The organism is Amycolatopsis ultiminotia (genome assembly GCF_039536925.1).
Classification (GTDB): Bacteria; Actinomycetota; Actinomycetes; order Mycobacteriales; family Pseudonocardiaceae; genus Amycolatopsis; species Amycolatopsis ultiminotia.
Genome location: NZ_BAAAZN010000008.1, coordinates 235,592 through 253,971 on the forward strand (window position 1 = coordinate 235,592; position 18,380 = coordinate 253,971).

The following is an 18,380-nucleotide window of genomic DNA, read 5'->3' on the forward strand; positions in this document are numbered from 1 at the left end:
CCGGAAAGTGCCGGAAACGGCCCGGCCCGCGACGAACCGGGCAGCGCTGGCTAGATTCACCGGTATGCCACGCGCCAGCCTGGACAAGGATCCCCGCGATGTCGCCGCGATGTTCGACGGCGTCGCGACCGGTTACGACCGGGCCAACTCGTTCATGACGTTCGGCTTCGACCGGCGGTGGCGGACCACCACGGCGCGGGCGCTGGACGCGCGGCCGGGGGAGCGGGTGCTCGACCTCGCGGCAGGCACCGGCGTTTCCACCGTCGAGTACGCGCGCGGCGGCGCCTGGTGCCTCGCCGCGGACTTCTCCGTCGGGATGCTCAAGGCCGGCCTGCACCGGAAGGTGCCGATGGTCGCCGCGGACGCACTGCACCTGCCCTTCGCCGACGACAGCTTCGACGCGGTGACGATCTCGCTCGCGCTGCGTAACTTCGTGGACACCAAGGCGGCGCTGACCGAGATACTGCGGGTGGCCAAACCGGGCGGCCGGCTGGTGATCTGCGAGGTGTCCACGCCGACGTTCGCGCCCATCCGGTTCGTCTACCGGCGGTTCATCCTCAAGCTGCTCACCTGGGTCGGCAGCCGGTCCTCGTCGAATCCGGAGGCCTACTCCTACCTGGCCGAGTCCATGCTCGCCTGGCCGGACCAGCGGGCGCTCGGCGAGACCATCGCGAGCGCAGGCTGGACCGAGGTGGAATGGCTGAACCTCACATTCGGCGTCGTCGCCGTCCACCGGGCGAAGAAGCCTCTCTAAACTCGGGGCATGACGACCTCGCGCCGCAGCCCTGACCACGACGCCGAAGTGATCGTGGTCGGTGCCGGACCGGCCGGTTCCACCGTGGCCACCTACCTCGCCCGCGCGGGTGTCGACGTGCTGCTGCTGGAGAAAACCGCGTTCCCGCGCGAGAAGGTCTGCGGCGACGGGCTCACGCCCCGGGGCGTGAAGCAGCTGATCGACCTCGGCCTCGACACCAGCCAGGAGGCGGGCTGGGTGCACAGCCGCGGGCTGCGCATCCTCACCGGCGACCTCACGCTGGAACTCGACTGGCCCGACCTCACCAGCTACCCGCCCTATGGCGTCGCACGCACCCGCCAGGATTTCGACGACCTGCTGGCGAAGACCGCGGTCAAAGCGGGTGCCCGGCTGTACGAGCGCACCGCCGTGACCAACGCGATCACCAACGCCGCGGGGCGCGTGGTCGGCGTCGAGGCGAAGGTCGGCCCGGAAAAGACGCCGGTGAGCTACCACGCGCCGCTCGTGCTGGCCTGCGACGGTGTTTCCGCGCGGCTCGCGCTGAGCGTCGGCATCGAGAAGAACGAGAAGCGCCCGATGGGCGTCGCGGTCCGGCGTTACTACAAGAGCCCGCGGCACGACGACCCGTTCATCGAGGGACACCTGGAGCTGTGGGACCGCTCGGATCCGCGGAACCCGAAGCTGCTGCCCGGCTACGGCTGGGCGTTCCCGCTCGGCGACGGCACGGTCAACATCGGGCTCGGCATGCTGTCCACCTCGGCCTCCTTCCGCAACACCGATTACCGCGCGCTGCTGCGTCAGTGGCTCGACGGCACGCCCGAGGAATGGGGCTACCGCGAGGAGAACGCGGTGGGCAAGGTCGGCGGTGCCGGACTGCCGATGGGCTTCAACCGCACCCCGCACTACCGCGACGGCCTGCTCCTGCTCGGCGACGCCGGCGGCATGGTGAGCCCGTTCAACGGTGAGGGCATCTCGGCCGCGATGGAGTCCGCACAGCTCGCCGCCGAGGTCGTGGTGCAGGCGCTGGCGCGCCCGGAAGGGCCGTCGCGGGAACGCGCGCTGGCCGGCTACCCGCGTGCCGTTGCCGATCTGATGGGCGGCTACTACCGGCTCGGCAACGTGTTCGCCAAACTGATCGGCAAGCCCGCGGTCATGCATGCGGCGACCAAGTACGGACTCCGCATCAACAAGATCCTTCCGTTGGTGTACAAGGGACTTTCCGGTTGCTACGACGCACGCGGCGGGGACGGGGTCGATCGGCTGATCGCGGCGCTGTCCCGCGCGACGCCGAGCCCGCGCTGACCCGGTCCGGCCCGCGGAAGTACTCGGCCGGAGCAGTGGTTGTCCGGCCGGTCAGGTGGGATACGTCACAAGATCGAGTCCGGATCACGGTCCGGCGCGGTTCCTCAAGAACCCTTTACCGCAGGTCTCGCCACTGCGGCCGGAACCGCACCGTGTTGGCCGTCCGGTCAAGTTAGGTAAGCCTTATACCACGGCCCCTAGGGACAACCGTGTGACTCGCGTCCTACACTCCCCCCATGCTTTGTGAATCGCTTCACAACCGCGACGAGTGGCTTGTGAACTATTTCACAAGCACCTTGCGACCCGGCCACGGGCCGTAAGGGTGCCCTGACCCTCGGCGGTGTGACCCAGCTCCCTTAGGGTGCCGACGAGGACTCGGACCACCACCCGAGAAGCAACCCGCAGCGGCGCGGAAAGGATGGCGAAAGATCCCGTGCTGATGGTGTCCGTGCTGGCGCAGGCCGATCCCGGACCGGCGGCGCCCGGCCTGAAGGTGTACCTGCCGCTCGTTTTGCTGTTCGTGCTCGCGGCCGCGTTCGCCGTGTTCTCGGTGTCGCTCGGCCCGCTCGTCGGGCCGCGCCGCTTCAACCGGGCGAAGCTCTCGGCCTACGAATGCGGTATCGAACCGTCGCCGCAGCCGCTGGTCGGCGGCGGCCGGATGCCGGTGGCGTACTACATCACCGCGATGCTGTTCATCCTGTTCGACATCGAGATGGTGTTCCTCTACCCGTTCGCGGTGAACGCCAACGCGCTCGGCGTGTTCGGCCTGGTGGAGATCCTGCTGTTCATCGTTACGGTCGGCTTCGCCTACGCCTACGTGTGGCGGCGCGGCGGCCTGGATTGGAACTGAGCCCATGGGTCTGGAAGAGAAACTCCCCAACGGCATCCTGCTGGCCAGTCTCGAGGGCCTGGTCAACTGGGCGCGCAAGAACTCGATGTGGCCGGCCACCTTCGGCCTCGCCTGCTGCGCGATCGAGATGATGACCGCGGGCGGGTCCCGCTACGACATCGCCCGGTTCGGCATGGAGCGGTTCAGCGCCACTCCGCGGCAGGCCGACCTGATGATCGTGGCCGGGCGGGTGACCCAGAAGATGGCGCCGGTGCTGCGCCAGATCTACGACCAGATGGCCGAGCCCAAGTGGGTGCTGGCGATGGGCGTGTGTGCCTCCTCCGGCGGGATGTTCAACAACTACGCCGTGGTGCAGGGCGTGGACCACGTGGTGCCGGTCGACATGTACCTGCCCGGCTGCCCGCCGCGCCCGGAGATGCTGCTCGACGCGATCCTCAAGCTGCACGCCAAGGTTCAGGACGAGCCGATCAACGCCCGCCGTGCCGCACTGCGCGCGGCCAGCGGTGCGCGCACCGAACTGATCCCGTCCTCGATCAAGTACGCGAAGAAGTGAGTCCGGTGCCCGAAAACCCAGAAGAGAAGCCCGAAACCGGCGGGGAGCAGTCCAGCGCGGAGCGGCCGGAGGGCGGCCTCGAACCGCAGGGCACGCGCCCGGCCGAACCGGTCGTCTCCGGCCGCACCCGCAAGGGCATGTTCGGCGTCACCGGCAGCGGCGACACCTCCGGCTACGGCGGCCTGCGGCTGCCGGCCTTCAGCCCGCCGCCCGCGGAACGCCCGTACGGCGGCTGGTTCGACGAGTTCGCCGACGAGCTGTACGCCGCGCTGGCGGACAACCACATTCCGGTGTCGGCGATCCTGCAGACCACGGTGTACCGCGACGAGATCACCTTCTACGTCGACCGCGAGCATCTGGTCGGCATTGCCGGTGTGCTGCGCGACGACGCGGGCCTGCGATTCGAACTGCTCAGCTCGGTGTCCGGCGTGGACTACGGCGTGGACGTGCCGCAGCGGCTGCACTCGGTCTACCACTTCACGTCGATGACCTACCGGCGCCGGATCCGGCTCGAGGTGACCCTCGACGTCGAGGACCCGCACGTGCCGTCGCTGGTCGGGCTGTACCCGACCGCGGACTGGCAGGAGCGCGAGGCCTACGACATGTTCGGCATCATCTACGACGGGCACCCCGCGCTGACCCGGATCCTCATGCCGGACGACTGGGACGGCCACCCGCAGCGCAAGGACTACCCGCTCGGCGGGATCCCGGTCGAATACAAGGGCGCGGAAATCCCGCCGCCGGACCAGCGGAGGTCGTACTCGTGACCATCAACGACGACACCACCGAGACCCCCGAATACGCCGACTCCCGCGAGACCACCGAGGGCCGCGTCTACTCGGTGTCCGGCGGTGACTGGGAAGACGTCGTCGCGGACGCCGCGCACGACGAGCGCATGGTCATCAACATGGGCCCGCAGCACCCGTCCACGCACGGCGTGCTCCGGCTCGTGCTGGAGATGGAGGGCGAGACCGTCACGCAGCTGCGGTCGGTCATCGGCTACCTGCACACCGGGATCGAGAAGAACTGCGAGTACCGCACCTGGACCCAGGGCGTCACGTTCGTGACGCGGATGGACTACCTCGCGCCGCTGTCCACCGAGATGGCCTACTGCCTCGGGGTGGAGAAGCTGCTCGGCATCAAGGCGCCGCCGCGTGCCGAGCTGCTGCGCGTGCTGCTGCTGGAGATCAACCGGATCGGCTCGCACCTGGTCTACATCGCGACCGGCGGCATGGAGCTCGGTGCCACCACGGCGATGACGCTCGGCTTCCGCGAGCGCGAGGTCGTGCTGCACCTGCTGGAGCACCTCACCGGACTGCGGATGAACCACGCGTTCATCCGCCCCGGCGGGCTCGCACAGGACATGCCCGAGGACTTCGAGGAGAAGGTCACCGAGTTCTGCAAGGTGATGGACCAGCGCCTTCCCTTGTACGACAAGCTGTTCACCGGGCAGCCGATCTGGCGGGACCGGCTCAAGGGAGTCGGCGTGCTGCCGCTGGACGCATGCCTCTCGCTCGGCATGACCGGCCCGATCCTGCGTTCCGCCGGCCTGCCGTGGGACCTGCGCAAGACCGAGCCGTACTCGCGTTACGACGAGTTCGAGTTCGACGTGCCGACCTCGACCGATGCGGACTGCTGGGCGCGGTACCTGATCCGGGTCGAGGAGATGCACCAGAGCCTGCGCATCATCAAGCAGGTGCTCAAGAAGCTCGAACCGGGGCCGGTGATGGTCGAGGACAAGAAGGTCGCCTGGCCCGCGCAGCTGTCCATCGGCAGCGACGGCATGGGCAACTCGCTCGAGCACGTCAAGAAGATCATGGGCCAGTCGATGGAATCGCTGATCCACCACTTCAAGCTCGTCACCGAGGGCTTCCACGTGCCGCCGGGCCAGGTCTACGTGCCGGTGGAGTCGCCCCGTGGCGAGATCGGCGCGCACCTGGTGTCCGACGGCGGCACCCGGCCGCTGCGCGTGCACATGCGGGAGCCCAGTTTCGTGAACCTGCAGGCGATGCCCGCGATGGCCGAGGGCGGGCTGGTGGCCGACGTGATCGCCGCGGTCGCCTCGATCGACCCGGTGATGGGGGGAGTGGACCGATGACGCACCCGACCGCAGTCCCGGAACCGGGACCGCACGACGCGAAGACCACGCACGCGGCCGCGGGCGGCGACACCGACGTCGTCGGCATCGCACCGGAACCCGCTGTCGCGGAAGGGATCCTGGCCGACGCTCCGGCCGCGGACATCTTCGACGCGGACACCGAACGGCAGGCGAAGGAGATCATCGCGCGTTACCCGGTGTCGCGTTCGGCGCTGCTGCCGATGCTGCATCTGGTGCAGTCGGTGCAGGGTTACGTGAGCCAGGAGGGCATCGGGTTCTGCGCCCGCCAGCTCGACCTGACCGATGCCGAGGTCAGCGCGGTCGCCACGTTCTACACGATGTACAAGCGCCGTCCCTGTGGTGAGCACCTGGTGAGCGTGTGCACCAACACGCTGTGCGCGGCGCTGGGCGGCGACGACATCTACCGCAAGCTCCAGACCCACCTCGGGTCGGCGGAAAGCCCGCTGGGGCACGAGGAAACCGCGGGTACGCCGGGTGAACCGGGCTCGATCACGCTGGAGCACGCGGAATGCCTCGCCGCCTGCGACCTCGGTCCGGTGCTGCAGGTCAACTACGAGTACTTCGACAACCAGACCCCGGAGAAGGCGGTCGAACTGGTCGATGCGCTGCGGGCGGGCACGAAGCCGGCCCCGACGCGGGGCGCCCCGCTGAGCGATTTCAAGGGTGCCGAACTGCAGCTCGCCGGGTTCTTCCCGGACGACGAGGCGACCTACCGCGGTGACGTCGACGGACCGTCGCAGGCCGTCGAAACGCTGCGGGGCGCGCAGATCGCGACCGACCGCGGCTGGTCGGCGCCGGGCGCGCAGGATGTTCCGCTTCCAGAAGTGGAGAAAAAGTAATGGCCGATCCCATCACTCCGGTTCTCACGAAGCGCTGGCTGTCCCCGGAATCCTGGCGGATCGAGACCTACGAGCAGCTGGAGGGCTACACCGCGGCGCGCAAGGCACTGGCCGCGACGCCCGAGCAGCTCGTGCAGGTGGTCAAGGACTCCGGGCTGCGCGGCCGGGGCGGCGCGGGCTTCCCGGCGGGTGTCAAGTGGTCGTTCATGCCGCCGAACGAGGACAAGCCGCACTATCTGGTGATCAACGCCGACGAGGGCGAACCGGGCACCTGCAAGGACATCCCGCTGATGATGGCGGACCCGCACTCGCTCATCGAGGGCTGCATCATCGCCTCGTACGCAATGCGTTCGCACCACTGCTTCATCTACGTCCGCGGCGAGGCGCTGCACTGCATCCGCCGGCTCAACGCGGCCACGCGCGAGGCGTACCGGAAGGGCTACCTCGGCAAGAACATCTTCGGCAGCGGCTGGGACCTCGAGCTGACCGTGCACGCCGGGGCCGGCGCGTACATCTGCGGCGAGGAGACGGCGCTGCTCGATTCGCTCGAAGGCCGCCGCGGGCAGCCCCGGCTCAAGCCGCCGTTCCCCGCGGCCGCCGGCCTGTACGCGGCGCCGACCACGGTGAACAACGTGGAGACGATCGCGTCCGCGCCCTACATCATCAACGCCGGTTCGGACTGGTTCCGTGAGATGGGCCGGGAGAAGTCGCCGGGCCCGAAGATCTACTCGATCTCCGGGCACGTCGAAAAGCCCGGCCAGTACGAATGCCCGCTCGGCACCACGCTGCGCGAGCTGCTGGAGCTGGCCGGCGGCATGAAGGACGGCATCCCGCTCAAGTTCTGGACCCCCGGCGGTTCGTCGACCCCGATGTTCACCGCCGAGCACCTGGACATCCCGCTCGATTTCGAGGGCGCCGCCGAGGCCGGTTCGATGCTCGGCACCACCGCGGTGCAGGTCTTCAACGAGACCGTCTCGGTGCCGTGGGCGGTGATGAAGTGGACGCAGTTCTACGAGCACGAATCGTGCGGCAAGTGCACGCCGTGCCGGGAGGGCACGTACTGGCTCACCCAGATCCTCGAGCGGATGGTCGAGGGCAACGGCACCGCCGAGGACATCGACACGCTGCTGGACGTGTGCGACAACATCCTCGGCCGGTCCTTCTGCGCGCTCGGTGACGGTGCGGTTTCGCCGATCACCAGCGGCATCAAGTACTTCCGTGAGGAATTCCGCGCGCTCTGCGACCGGCAGCAGGGCTCGGCAACGGCGCACGAACTGGTGGGAGCGCAGGCATGACGATCGCGCCCGACAAGGCAACGACCGAGGAAACCCCGGTCCCCGAAGGCCACGTGAAGCTGACCATCGACGGTGAAGAGGTCATCGCGCCCAAGGGCGAGCTGCTGATCCGCACCGCCGAACGGCTCGGCACGGTCATCCCGCGGTTCTGCGACCATCCGCTGCTCGACCCGGCAGGCGCCTGCCGCCAGTGCCTGGTCGAGGTGGAGATGGGCGGCCGGCCGATGCCGAAGCCGCAGGCCTCGTGCACCATGACGGTCGCCGACGGCATGGTGGTGAAGACGCAGCTCACCTCGCCGGTCGCGGACAAGGCGCAGCAGGGCGTGATGGAGCTGCTGCTGATCAACCACCCGCTGGACTGCCCGATCTGCGACAAGGGCGGTGAGTGCCCGCTGCAGAACCAGGCACTCGCACACGGCCGCACCGATTCGCGGTTCGTGGACACCAAGCGCACCTTCCCGAAACCGCTGCCGATCTCCACGCAGGTGCTGCTCGACCGCGAACGGTGCGTGCTGTGCCAGCGCTGCACGCGGTTCTCCGCGCAGATCGCCGGTGACCCGTTCATCGAGCTGCTCGAACGCGGGGCGCACCAGCAGATCGGCACCGCGGAGACCGCGGACGTGCTGGACCTGGCCGCCCGTACCACGAGCGGCCAGCCGTTCCAGTCCTACTTCTCCGGCAACGTGATCCAGATCTGCCCGGTCGGCGCGCTCACCAGCGCGGCGTACCGGTTCCGGTCCCGGCCGTTCGACCTGGTGTCCTCGCCGAGCGTGTGCGAGCACTGCTCGTCCGGCTGTGCGGAACGGACCGACTTCCGGCGCGGCAAGGTGCAGCGCAAGCTGGCCGGCGACGATCCGGAGGTGAACGAGGAGTGGCTGTGCGACAAGGGCCGCTTCGCGTTCCGCTATCTGCAGGCCGGGGACCGGATCCGTCGCCCGCTGGTCCGCAACGAGGCCGGTGAGCTGGAAGAGACGTCCTGGACCGACGCGCTGCGGATCGCCTCGGCCGGACTGCTCAAGGCCCGCGAGGGCGCCGGCGCGGGCGTGCTCACCGGTGGCAGGCTGACCGTCGAGGACGCCTACGCGTACTCGAAGTTCGCCCGGGTCGCCTTGGGTACCAACGACATCGACTTCCGCGCCCGGCCGCATTCGGCCGAGGAGCTGGCCTTCCTCGGCTCGACGGTGCTGGGCCGCACGCCGGAGACCGGCGTGACCTTCGGGGAGATCGAGCGGGCCCGCACGGTGCTGTGCGTGGCCTTCGAACCGGAGGACGAGGCGCCGATCGTGTTCCTGCGGCTGCGCAAGGCGGCCCGCAAGAACCACACCCGCGTCGTCCACTTGGGACAGTGGAGCACCTCCTCGGTGCGCAAGACCTTCGGCGAGCTGCTGGCCTGCCTGCCGGGTGCCGAGGCCGCCGCGGTGGACGGGATCGCCCAGCACGCGGCCGACCTCGACGAGGCACTGCGCGGAGAAGGCGCAGTGATCCTGGTCGGCGAACGGGCCGCCGAGGTGCCCGGCCTGTTCTCCGCACTGCACCGGCTCACCGAGCGCACCGGCGCCCGGCTGGCGTGGATCCCGCGTCGTGCCGGTGACCGGGGTGCACTGGAGACAGGCTGCGTGCCGACGCTGCTGCCCGGTGGTCGTGCGGTGACCGATGCGGCTGCTCGTGCCGAGGTGGAAAAGCTTTGGGGCGCTTCGCTTCCCGCCGAACCGGGCCGGGACACCACGGGCATCCTGCAGGCCGCTTCCGGCGGTCAGCTGGACGCACTGGTCGTCGGCGGGGTGGACCCGCTGGACCTGCCGGATCCGGACCTCGCCCGGCGTGCGCTGGACAACGCCGGGTTCGTGGTCAGCCTGGAACTGCGGGCGAGCGAGGTGACCGAACGGGCCGACGTGGTCCTGCCGGTCGCGCCGTCCGCAGAGAAGGCGGGCAGCTACCTCAACTGGGAGGGCCGCCGCCGCGAGTTCGACATCACCCTGGAAGGCACCGGCACGCTGCCGGACGGCCGGGTGCTGGACACGCTCGCGGTCGAAATGGACACGGACCTGTTCACCCAGACCCCGGCCGCCGCAGCGGGCGACTTCGCCAAATTGCTGCCCGCCCGGACCGCCGGGGCCGCCCCGGACGTCGCGGCCCCGGCCGCCACGGCGCCGAACGGCAAGGCGGTGCTCGCGACCTGGCGCCAGTTGATCGACAACGGTTCGCTGCAGGACGGCGAACCGCACCTCAAGGGCACCCAGCGGACCCCGGTGGCCCGGCTTTCGGCCACGACCGCCGAAGGACTCGGCGCCACCGTGCAGGTGTCGAACGAACGGGGCGCGATCACGCTGCCGGTCGAGGTCGCCGACCTGCCGGACGGCGTCGTGTGGCTGCCCGGCAACTCCGACGGTTCCGCCGTTCGCTCCGCGCTGGCCGCCGGCCACGGCGCGCTGGTGCAGATCTCCGGAGGTGACCAGTGAGCCCGCAGCTCACGCAGTTGCTCGCGCAGGTGCCGGACGCGTTTCCGGATGCCGCCGAGCGGGCCAGGATCCTCGCCGACGACCCTTGGTGGCTCTACCTGATCAAGGCCGTCGTGATCCTGCTGATCGGGCCGATCCTGACGATCTTCCTGATCGTGTGGGAGCGCAAGGCGGTCGGCCGGATGCAGAACCGGCCCGGCCCCAACCGGGTCGGCCCGAACGGGTATCTGCAGTCGCTGGCCGACGCGCTGAAGCTCCCGTTCAAGGAACAGATCATCCCGGACACCGCCGACCGCAAGGTGTACTTCCTCGCACCGGTGCTGTCCGCGGTACCCGCACTGATCGCGCTCGCGGCCATCCCGTTCGGCCCGGTCGTGTCGATCTTCGGGGAACAGACCACCCTGCAGCTGGTCGATCTGCCGGTCGGGGTGCTGGTGGTACTGGCCTGCTCCTCGATCGGCGTCTACGGCATCGTGCTCGCCGGCTGGTCGTCCGGGTCGCCGTATCCGCTGCTCGGCGGGCTGCGCTCGGCCGCGCAGGTGATCTCGTACGAGATCGCAATGGGCCTCTCGATCGTCGCGGTGATCCTCTACTCCGGTTCGCTGCAGACCTCGGAGATCGTGGCCGCGCAGTCGCACGGCTGGTACTTCTACATGCTCATCCCGAGTTTCGTGATCTACGTGATCTCGATGGTCGGCGAGACCAACCGCGCGCCGTTCGACCTCCCGGAGGCCGAATCCGAGCTGGTCGGCGGGTTCCACACCGAGTACAGCTCGATGAAGTTCGCGATGTTCTTCCTCGCCGAGTACGTGAACATGGTGATCGTCTCGGCGTTCTGCACCACGTTGTTCCTCGGCGGCTGGCGGTTCCCGTTCGTCGGCGACGATTCGGCGCTGAACCAGAACTGGTGGCCGATCCTCTGGTTCTTCGCCAAGACGTTCGCGCTGCTGTTCGGCTTCATCTGGCTGCGCGGCACGCTGCCGCGGATGCGCTACGACCAGTTCATGCGCCTCGGCTGGAAGGTGCTGGTGCCGGTGAACCTGGTCTGGATCGTGGTCGTGGTCGCGATCAAGACCATCCAGTGGAGCTGGCCGCAGATCCTCGTCGGCGTCGGCATCGTGCTGGTCGTGCTGGTGCTGCTGAGCCTCGCGCTGCCGGACAAGAAGCTGCCGGAATCCGACTACGTGGATCTCACCGGCGGCGGGCACCCGTTGCCGCCGCTGGACCTGCGGGTTCCGGATGCCACCCCGCGCCAGAAGGCGCTGGCCAAGGCGGAGGCGAGGGCCGCCCGGCGCAAGCCGGCCGAGGTCGGCTCCGCCGCCGCACAGGAAGGGGCAGAAAATGGCGGCAACTGACTTCCTCAATCCCATCAAGGGGTTCGGCGTCACCTTCGGGATGATGTTCAAGAAGGTCGCCACCGAGGAGTACCCGGAGGCAGGTGCCCCGGCCGCGCCGCGTTACCACGGCCGCCACCAGCTCAACCGGCATCCGGACGGGCTGGAGAAGTGCGTCGGCTGCGAGCTGTGCGCATGGGCCTGCCCGGCGGACGCGATCTTCGTGGAAGGTGGCGACAACACCGAGGAGGCGCGGTTCTCCCCTGGCGAGCGCTACGGTGCCGACTACCAGATCAACTACCTGCGCTGCATCGGTTGCGGGTTGTGCATCGAGGCCTGCCCCACCCGGTCGCTGACCATGATCAACTTTTACGAACTCGCCGACGACGACCGGCAGCGGCTCATCTACACCAAGGAAGACCTGCTGGCCCCGCTGCTGCCCGGGATGGAGCAGCCGCCGCACCCGATGCGGCTCGGTGAGAACGAGCAGGACTACTACGTCAACGGTCCGGAACTGGCCAAGACGCAGCAGGAGGCGAAGCAGTGATCGCCGCCGTTCTCGCACAGGCCCCAGCCGCGGTCGACCAGTCGGTGTCGGTGGGCGAGGCGATCGCGTTCTGGATCCTCGGGCCGCTCTCGCTGCTCGGTGCGCTGGGGATGATCTTCTCGCGCAACGCCGTGCACTCGGCGCTGTGGCTGGTGCTCACGATGCTGAGCCTCGGCGCGCTGTACATGACGCAGTCCGCGCCGTTCCTCGGGTTCACCCAGATCATCGTCTACACCGGCGCGATCATGATGCTGTTCCTGTTCGTGCTGATGCTGGTCGGGCGGGAGAGCTCCGATTCGGTGGTCGAGGTGCTGCGCGGACAGCGGCTGGCCGCCACGCTGCTCGGCATCGGGCTCGCCGCGCTGATCGCGGCCGGGGTGTTCCGCTCGCTGGTGAACGTGACCCCCGCGCAGCCGCTCGACCCGTACTCGGTGGCAGGCGGTGCGGCCGGCGGGCTCGGCCGGATCATCTTCACCCAGTACCTGTTCCCGTTCGAGCTCACCTCGGCACTGCTGATCACTGCCGCGCTCGGCGCGATGGTGCTGGCGTTCACCGACCGCAACGCCAAGGGCGGCAAGCTCACCCAGCGCGAGCTGGTCAGGATGCGTTTCCGCGGTGAGCACGACCGTCCGTCGCCGCTGCCCGGTCCCGGGGTGTTCGCCACCGCGAACTCGGTCTCCACCCCGGCGCTGCTGCCGGACGGTTCGGTCGCCCCGGAGTCGCTGTCGGAGATCATCGAGTCCACCTCGGCGATCCAGCTCATGCGGGAGCGCAAGCTCATCGCGGACGAGGGGCCGAAGCCGGACGCGCACGCGCTGATCGGTGCCGAGCCCGCGGAGGCGGCCGACGCCGAAGAGGAAGGGGAAGGAAAGTGACCCCGAGCTACTACCTGCTGCTGTCGGCGTTGCTGTTCTCGATCGGCGCCGTCGGCGTTCTGGTCCGCCGCAACGCGATCGTCGTGTTCATGTGCATCGAGCTCATGCTCAACGCGGTGAACCTCACCCTGGTCACCTTCGCCCGCATCAACGGCGGGCTGGACGGCCAGGTGATGGCGTTCTTCGTGATGGTGGTCGCGGCGGCCGAGGTCGTGGTGGGCCTGGCGATCATCATGGCGATCTTCCGCACCCGGCGCTCGGCCTCGGTCGACGACACCAACCTGCTGAAGTACTGAGTCCGCCGCACCCCCTCCACCCACCCTCAATGGCGGCGCTGCGCGCCACTGAAAGGATTCGCGAGTGACCGCATCATCGTGGCTGCTGGTGGCCCTTCCCGCCCTCGGCGCCCTGATCCTGTTGCTTTCCGGGAAACGGGCGAGGGCGTGGGGGCATCTGCTCGGCACCGCCACCGTCGCACTGGCCTTCGTCTACGGCGTGCTGCTGTTCTTCGCCACCAACAGCGACGCCACCGTGGACACCAAGGTCTTCTCCTGGATCCCGGTCGGTCAGCTGCAAGTGGACTTCGGACTGCGGATCGACGCGCTGTCGCTGACGTTCGTGCTGCTGATCACCGGCGTCGGCATGCTGATCCACTTCTATTCGATCGGCTACATGTCCGACGACGAGGGCAGGCACCGCTTTTTCGCGTACCTGAACCTGTTCGTCGCCTCGATGCTGATCCTGGTGCTCGGCAACAGCTTCGTGACGCTGTACCTCGGTTGGGAGGGCGTCGGTCTCGCGTCGTACCTGCTGATCGGCTGGTACCAGCACCGCCCGTCCGCGGCGACCGCGGCGAAGAAGGCGTTCCTGATGAACCGCGTCGGTGACGTCGGGCTCGCGCTGGCGATCTTCCTGATGTTCAAGTACGTCGGCTCCACCGGCTACGCACAGGTCTTCGACGGTATCGCGGACGGCAGGGTCCCGCCCGCGGCGATCACCGCGATCGCGATCCTGCTGCTGCTCGGGGCGTGCGGTAAGTCCGGTCAGTTCCCGCTGCAGGCGTGGCTGCCGGACGCAATGGAGGGTCCGACCCCGGTGTCCGCGCTGATCCACGCGGCAACCATGGTCACCGCGGGCGTCTACCTGGTCGCCCGCTCGAACGTGATCTTCACCGCGACGCCGGACGGCAGGCTGGTGGTCACCCTGGTCGGCGCGGTCACGCTGCTGCTGGGATGCGTGGTCGGCTGTGCCTACGACGACATCAAGAAGGTGCTCGCGTACTCCACGGTCAGCCAGATCGGCTACATGATGCTGGCGGTCGGCCTCGGACCGGGCATCTACGCGCTCGGCATCATGCACCTGGTCGCACACGGCTTCTTCAAGGCCGGGCTGTTCCTCGGCGCCGGTTCGGTCATGCACGGCATGAACGAAGAGGTCGACATGCGCAAGTTCGGCGGACTGGCCAGGAAGATGCCGATCACCTTCGTCACCTTCGGCCTCGGCTACCTCGCCATCATCGGCTTCCCGTTCCTCACCGGGTACTACACCAAGGACGCGATCATCGAGGCGGCGTTCGGCCAGGAAGGCTGGCGCGGCTGGGTGTTCGGCCTCGCCACGGTGATCGGTGCCGGGCTCACCGCGTTCTACATGACCCGGCTGATGATGCTGACCTTCTTCGGCAAATCGCGCTGGAAGGAGATCAAGTCCTCGGACGGCCGGGACTTCCACCCGCACGAGTCCAAGCCGATCATGTGGATCCCGATGGCGATCCTCGCCGTCGGCTCGATCGGCGCGGGTGCGTTCTTCGCGATCGGCAACCGGTTCGTGGACTGGCTGTCCCCGGTGGTCGGTGCGTTCGAGGAGGCCGAGCACACGCCGATCCCGTCCTGGACGGTCCCAGCCGCGACCCTGGTGCTCGCCGCGATCGGCGTGCTCGTCGCGGTGGTGGTGTTCCGGCCTTCCCGCGATGTCCCGGTGCAGCGCCCGGAGCGGGTGTCCTGGCCGGTGCGCGCGGCCCGCAAGGACCTGTACGGCAACGCGCTGAACGAAACACTGGTCGCCCGTCCCGGCACCTGGCTCTCCCGTGCACTGGTCTACGTGGACAACCGCGGGGTGGACGGGGCGGTCAACGGCCTCGCCGCGGCACTCGGCGGCGGATCCGGACGGCTGCGCCGGCTGCAGACCGGGTTCGTGCGGTCCTACGCGTTGTCCATGCTCGGCGGCACGTTCCTGCTTCTGGCGGCCCTTCTGCTGGTGAGGTTCTCCTGACATGACTTGGCTTCTGGCACTCATCCTGCTGCCGCTGGCCGGTTCGCTGGTGCTGGCGTTCCTCAAGGGGAACGACCGGGCCGCGATCGCCACCGCGCTGGGCGTGTCCATTGTGGAGTTCCTGCTGATCATCCCGTTCTGGGCGAGTTACTCGCCTTCGGGAGAACGGATCCAGCAGGCGAGCACGATGGACTGGATCCCCAGCTTCGGCATCCACATCTCGTTCGGCACCGACGGCATCTCGCTGATCATGATCGCGGTGATCGCACTGCTGGTGCCGATCGTCGTCGGCGCGCTCGGGCTCACCGACAAGCTCCCGGCCGGCCGCAGCGCCGGTGGGTTCCTGTCGCTGATCCTGCTGCAGGAGGCGCTCACGATCGGCGTCTTCGCGGCGACCGACGTGTTCCTCTTCTACGTGCTGTTCGAGATCATGCTGATCCCGATGTACTTCCTGATCGGCGGCTACGGCGGCACGAACCGGCAGTACGCGGCGGTGAAGTTCTTCCTGTACTCGTTCCTCGGCGGCCTGATCATGCTGGCCTCGGCGATCGGCGCGTACTCGCTCGCCTCGGACAAGCTCGGCAAGGGCACCTTCGACTGGGCCACCCTCGTCACGGTGGTCCGGGACGCGCCGACCGGCACGCAGGTCTGGCTGTTCCTCGGCTTCTTCCTCGCGTTCGCGATCAAGGCGCCGCTGGTGCCGTTCCACACCTGGCTACCGGATGCCGCGGGGCAGGCGCCGATCGGCGTCGCGGTGCTGCTGGTGGGTGTGCTGGACAAGGTCGGCACGTTCGGCTTCCTGCGCTACTGCCTGCCGATGTTCCCGGAGGCGAGCAAAACGCTGGCGCCGCTGGTGCTGGTGCTTTCGGTGATCGGGGTGCTCTACGGCTCGATCCTCGCCGCCGGGCAGTCGGACATGAAGCGGTTCCTCGCCTACGTCTCGATCGCCCACTTCGGCTTCATCGCGCTGGGCATCTTCACCTTCAACGAGCAGGCGATGGTCGGCTCGGTGTCCTACATGCTCAACCACAGCCTCTCCACCGGCATGCTGATCGTGGTGGTCGGCCTGATCGTGATGCGCGGTGGTTCGACCCGCATCTCGGACTACGGCGGGATGGCGAGGGTGACCCCGCTGCTTGGCGGCATGTTGCTGATCGCCGGGCTCTCCGCGTTGTCGCTGCCCGGCACGAACTCGTTCATCAGCGAGTTCCTGGTGCTGCTGGGGTCCTTTGTGGACCACCCGGTGTACACGATCCTCGCGACCGTGGGCATGGTGCTCGCCGCGGCCTACGTGCTGTGGCTGTACCAGCGGATCATGCAGGGCCCCGTCCGCGGCGACGCACTGGTCGGGGTCGGCGGCGGGCCGGGCACCGCGATGGCGCCGGAACTCGGCGCCAAGAAGGCCGTCAAGGACCTCGGCGGACGCGAGATCGCGATTCTCGCGCCGATGGTCATCCTGATCATCGGCTTGGGCGTGTACCCCAAGCCGTTGCTCGACACGATCACCCCGTCGGTGCAGGCGACGCTGTCTGCCGTGCAGGGAGGCAAGTAAACCGTGCTCGACATGTTCCTCGCGCAGGCGCCCACCGCCCAGGTGCAAGCGCCACCGGTCGATTACGCGGCCGTACTGCCGATGCTGATCGTCTTCGGCGTCGCATGTGTGGGTGTGCTGGTGGAAGCGTTTGCGCCGAAGGCGACGAGGTGGGGGATCCAGGTCGCGATCTCGGTCATCGCGATCCTCGCCGCCGGGGTCTCGCTGATCACCTACGCCAGTGGCTCGTCGCCGAAGGCGGGCACCACCACGTTCTCCGGGGCGATCTCGGTGGACCGGCCGTCGCTGTTCCTGTGGGGCACGCTGCTGCTGCTTGCACTCGGCGCGCTGCTGCTCATCGCGGACCGCAAGGTGGAGCCGGGTGGCGCGTTCGTGGCGCAGGCGGCGATCAGTCCCGGTACCGCGCAGGACCGCGCACAGGCAGGCGCCACCACGGCGTCGCAGACCGAGGTCTTCCCGCTGACGCTGTTCGCGCTCGGCGGGATGATGGCCTTCTGCGCGGCCAACGACCTGCTCACCATGTTCATCGCGCTCGAGGTGCTGAGCCTGCCGCTGTACCTGATGTGCGGTCTCGCCCGGCGGCGCCGGCTCATCTCGCAGGAGTCGGCGGTCAAGTACTTCCTGCTCGGCGCGTTCTCCTCGGCGTTCTTCCTGTACGGGCTGGCGCTGCTGTACGGCTACGCGAACTCGGTGAAGCTCGCCGACATCGCACACGCCGCGGCCGGTTCGGACCGCTCGGACACCCTGCTGTTCGCCGGTCTCGGGCTGCTCGTGGTGGGCCTGCTGTTCAAGGGTTCGGTCGGCCCGTTCCACACCTGGACGCCGGACGTCTACCAGGGCGCCCCGACGCCGGTCACCGGGTTCATGGCGGCTTGTACGAAGGTGGCCGCGTTCGGTGCGATCCTGCGGGTGCTCTCGGTCGCGTTCTCTTCGACCAGCTGGGAATGGCGCGGGGTGCTGTGGGCGGTGGCGATCATCTCGATGGTGATCGGTGCGATCCTCGGCCTCACCCAGACCGACGTGAAGCGGATGATCGCCTACTCCTCGATCGCGCATGCGGGCTTCCTGCTCGTCGGCGCCATCGCGATGACCGAGAACGGCCTTTCCAGCACGCTGTTCTACCTGCTTGCCTACGGCTTCACCACGCTCGCCGCGTTCGGCGTGATCAGCCTGGTGCGCGATTCCCGCGGCGAAGCCACCCACCTGTCCGCGTGGGCCGGGCTGGCGAAACGCTCGCCGGTACTGGCAGGGGTGTTCACCTTCCTGTTGCTCGCGCTCGCCGGGATCCCGCTGACGAGCGGGTTCGTCGGCAAGTTCGTGGTGTTCTCCGCGGCGCTCTCGGACGGAATGGCCCCGCTGGTGGTGGTCGCACTGGTGTTCAGCGCGGTGGCGGCGTTCTTCTACCTGCGGGTGATCGTGCTGATGTACTTCTCGGAACCGGCCGCGGACGGCCCGACGGTCAGCGTTCCCGGCGGCTTCACCACGGCGGCCATCACGCTCGGCGTGGTGGTCACGCTGGTGCTCGGCCTAGTGCCTGCGTTCGCACTGAACTGGGCTGGTTCGGGCGGCTTCGCCTCGTAGGGCTCCGGTTGTCGCAGAAGGCCGCCACGGATCGTTCGTGGCGGCCTTCGTG

At 68.5% G+C, this 18,380-nt stretch carries 16 protein-coding genes; all 16 read left to right on the top strand.

Annotation, left to right across the window (positions count from 1 at the left end):
* The first annotated feature begins 64 nt into the window (after window positions 1-64).
* The 16 genes from ABD793_RS20400 (at window position 65) to nuoN (ending at window position 18,328) form a co-directional block, all read left to right on the top strand.
* Window positions 65-754, top strand: coding sequence for a demethylmenaquinone methyltransferase (locus ABD793_RS20400; protein ID WP_344862234.1), 690 nt, complete (start codon window positions 65-67; stop codon window positions 752-754).
* A gap of 9 nt (window positions 755-763) precedes the next feature.
* Window positions 764-2,056 (top strand): geranylgeranyl reductase family protein, encoded by a 1,293-nt coding sequence (locus tag ABD793_RS20405; protein WP_344862236.1) that lies wholly within the window; start codon window positions 764-766, stop codon window positions 2,054-2,056.
* Window positions 2,057-2,495: 439 nt separating this feature from the next.
* Window positions 2,496-2,906, top strand: a complete 411-nt coding sequence (locus ABD793_RS20410) for an NADH-quinone oxidoreductase subunit A (protein ID WP_344862493.1) — start codon at window positions 2,496-2,498, stop codon at window positions 2,904-2,906.
* Between the two features lie 4 nt (window positions 2,907-2,910).
* Window positions 2,911-3,459 (top strand): NuoB/complex I 20 kDa subunit family protein, encoded by a 549-nt coding sequence (locus ABD793_RS20415; protein ID WP_344862238.1) that lies wholly within the window; start codon window positions 2,911-2,913, stop codon window positions 3,457-3,459.
* A gap of 5 nt (window positions 3,460-3,464) precedes the next feature.
* Window positions 3,465-4,226: an NADH-quinone oxidoreductase subunit C gene (locus ABD793_RS20420; protein WP_344862240.1), complete on the top strand. Its 762-nt coding sequence runs from the start codon at window positions 3,465-3,467 to the stop codon at window positions 4,224-4,226.
* A complete protein-coding gene (locus ABD793_RS20425; protein ID WP_344862242.1) occupies window positions 4,223-5,557 on the top strand; it encodes an NADH-quinone oxidoreductase subunit D in 1,335 nt (444 codons plus the stop codon). The genes ABD793_RS20420 and ABD793_RS20425 overlap by 4 nt, the downstream gene beginning before the upstream one ends.
* Window positions 5,554-6,417 (top strand): NADH-quinone oxidoreductase subunit NuoE, encoded by an 864-nt coding sequence (gene nuoE / locus ABD793_RS20430; protein WP_344862244.1) that lies wholly within the window; start codon window positions 5,554-5,556, stop codon window positions 6,415-6,417. The genes ABD793_RS20425 and nuoE overlap by 4 nt, the downstream gene beginning before the upstream one ends.
* Window positions 6,417-7,712, top strand: coding sequence for an NADH-quinone oxidoreductase subunit NuoF (gene nuoF / locus ABD793_RS20435; RefSeq protein ID WP_344862246.1), 1,296 nt, complete (start codon window positions 6,417-6,419; stop codon window positions 7,710-7,712). The genes nuoE and nuoF overlap by 1 nt, the downstream gene beginning before the upstream one ends.
* On the top strand, window positions 7,709-10,171 hold the full coding sequence (locus ABD793_RS20440) for an NADH-quinone oxidoreductase subunit G (RefSeq protein WP_344862248.1): 2,463 nt from the start codon (window positions 7,709-7,711) through the stop codon (window positions 10,169-10,171). The genes nuoF and ABD793_RS20440 overlap by 4 nt, the downstream gene beginning before the upstream one ends.
* On the top strand, window positions 10,168-11,526 hold the full coding sequence (gene nuoH, locus ABD793_RS20445; protein ID WP_344862250.1) for an NADH-quinone oxidoreductase subunit NuoH: 1,359 nt from the start codon (window positions 10,168-10,170) through the stop codon (window positions 11,524-11,526). The genes ABD793_RS20440 and nuoH overlap by 4 nt, the downstream gene beginning before the upstream one ends.
* Window positions 11,513-12,052: an NADH-quinone oxidoreductase subunit NuoI gene (nuoI, locus tag ABD793_RS20450; protein ID WP_344862252.1), complete on the top strand. Its 540-nt coding sequence runs from the start codon at window positions 11,513-11,515 to the stop codon at window positions 12,050-12,052. Before nuoH ends, nuoI begins: the two co-directional genes overlap by 14 nt.
* Window positions 12,049-12,927, top strand: a complete 879-nt coding sequence (locus ABD793_RS20455; protein ID WP_344862254.1) for an NADH-quinone oxidoreductase subunit J — start codon at window positions 12,049-12,051, stop codon at window positions 12,925-12,927. The genes nuoI and ABD793_RS20455 overlap by 4 nt, the downstream gene beginning before the upstream one ends.
* Window positions 12,924-13,223, top strand: a complete 300-nt coding sequence (gene nuoK / locus ABD793_RS20460) for an NADH-quinone oxidoreductase subunit NuoK (protein ID WP_344862256.1) — start codon at window positions 12,924-12,926, stop codon at window positions 13,221-13,223. Before ABD793_RS20455 ends, nuoK begins: the two co-directional genes overlap by 4 nt.
* Before the next feature lie 64 nt (window positions 13,224-13,287).
* Window positions 13,288-15,195 (top strand): NADH-quinone oxidoreductase subunit L, encoded by a 1,908-nt coding sequence (nuoL, locus tag ABD793_RS20465; protein ID WP_344862258.1) that lies wholly within the window; start codon window positions 13,288-13,290, stop codon window positions 15,193-15,195.
* 1 nt (window position 15,196) lies between these two features.
* On the top strand, window positions 15,197-16,747 hold the full coding sequence (locus tag ABD793_RS20470; protein ID WP_344862260.1) for an NADH-quinone oxidoreductase subunit M: 1,551 nt from the start codon (window positions 15,197-15,199) through the stop codon (window positions 16,745-16,747).
* Window positions 16,748-16,759: 12 nt separating this feature from the next.
* Window positions 16,760-18,328, top strand: a complete 1,569-nt coding sequence (gene nuoN / locus ABD793_RS20475; protein ID WP_344862497.1) for an NADH-quinone oxidoreductase subunit NuoN — start codon at window positions 16,760-16,762, stop codon at window positions 18,326-18,328.
* The last annotated feature ends 52 nt before the right edge of the window (window positions 18,329-18,380 follow it).

What these genes read in the sequence shown, in the direction of transcription:
- nuoI (WP_344862252.1), top strand. Translation starts at nt 11,513, where the DNA reads ATGGCGGCAACTGACTTCCTCAATCCCATCAAGGGGTTCGGCGTCACC.
- ABD793_RS20440 (WP_344862248.1), top strand. Translation starts at nt 7,709, where the DNA reads ATGACGATCGCGCCCGACAAGGCAACGACCGAGGAAACCCCGGTCCCC.
- nuoE (WP_344862244.1), top strand. Translation starts at nt 5,554, where the DNA reads ATGACGCACCCGACCGCAGTCCCGGAACCGGGACCGCACGACGCGAAG.
- ABD793_RS20470 (WP_344862260.1), top strand. Translation starts at nt 15,197, where the DNA reads ATGACTTGGCTTCTGGCACTCATCCTGCTGCCGCTGGCCGGTTCGCTG.
- nuoF (WP_344862246.1), top strand. Translation starts at nt 6,417, where the DNA reads ATGGCCGATCCCATCACTCCGGTTCTCACGAAGCGCTGGCTGTCCCCG.
- ABD793_RS20415 (WP_344862238.1), top strand. Translation starts at nt 2,911, where the DNA reads ATGGGTCTGGAAGAGAAACTCCCCAACGGCATCCTGCTGGCCAGTCTC.
- ABD793_RS20410 (WP_344862493.1), top strand. Translation starts at nt 2,496, where the DNA reads ATGGTGTCCGTGCTGGCGCAGGCCGATCCCGGACCGGCGGCGCCCGGC.
- ABD793_RS20400 (WP_344862234.1), top strand. Translation starts at nt 65, where the DNA reads ATGCCACGCGCCAGCCTGGACAAGGATCCCCGCGATGTCGCCGCGATG.
- ABD793_RS20405 (WP_344862236.1), top strand. Translation starts at nt 764, where the DNA reads ATGACGACCTCGCGCCGCAGCCCTGACCACGACGCCGAAGTGATCGTG.
- nuoN (WP_344862497.1), top strand. Translation starts at nt 16,760, where the DNA reads ATGTTCCTCGCGCAGGCGCCCACCGCCCAGGTGCAAGCGCCACCGGTC.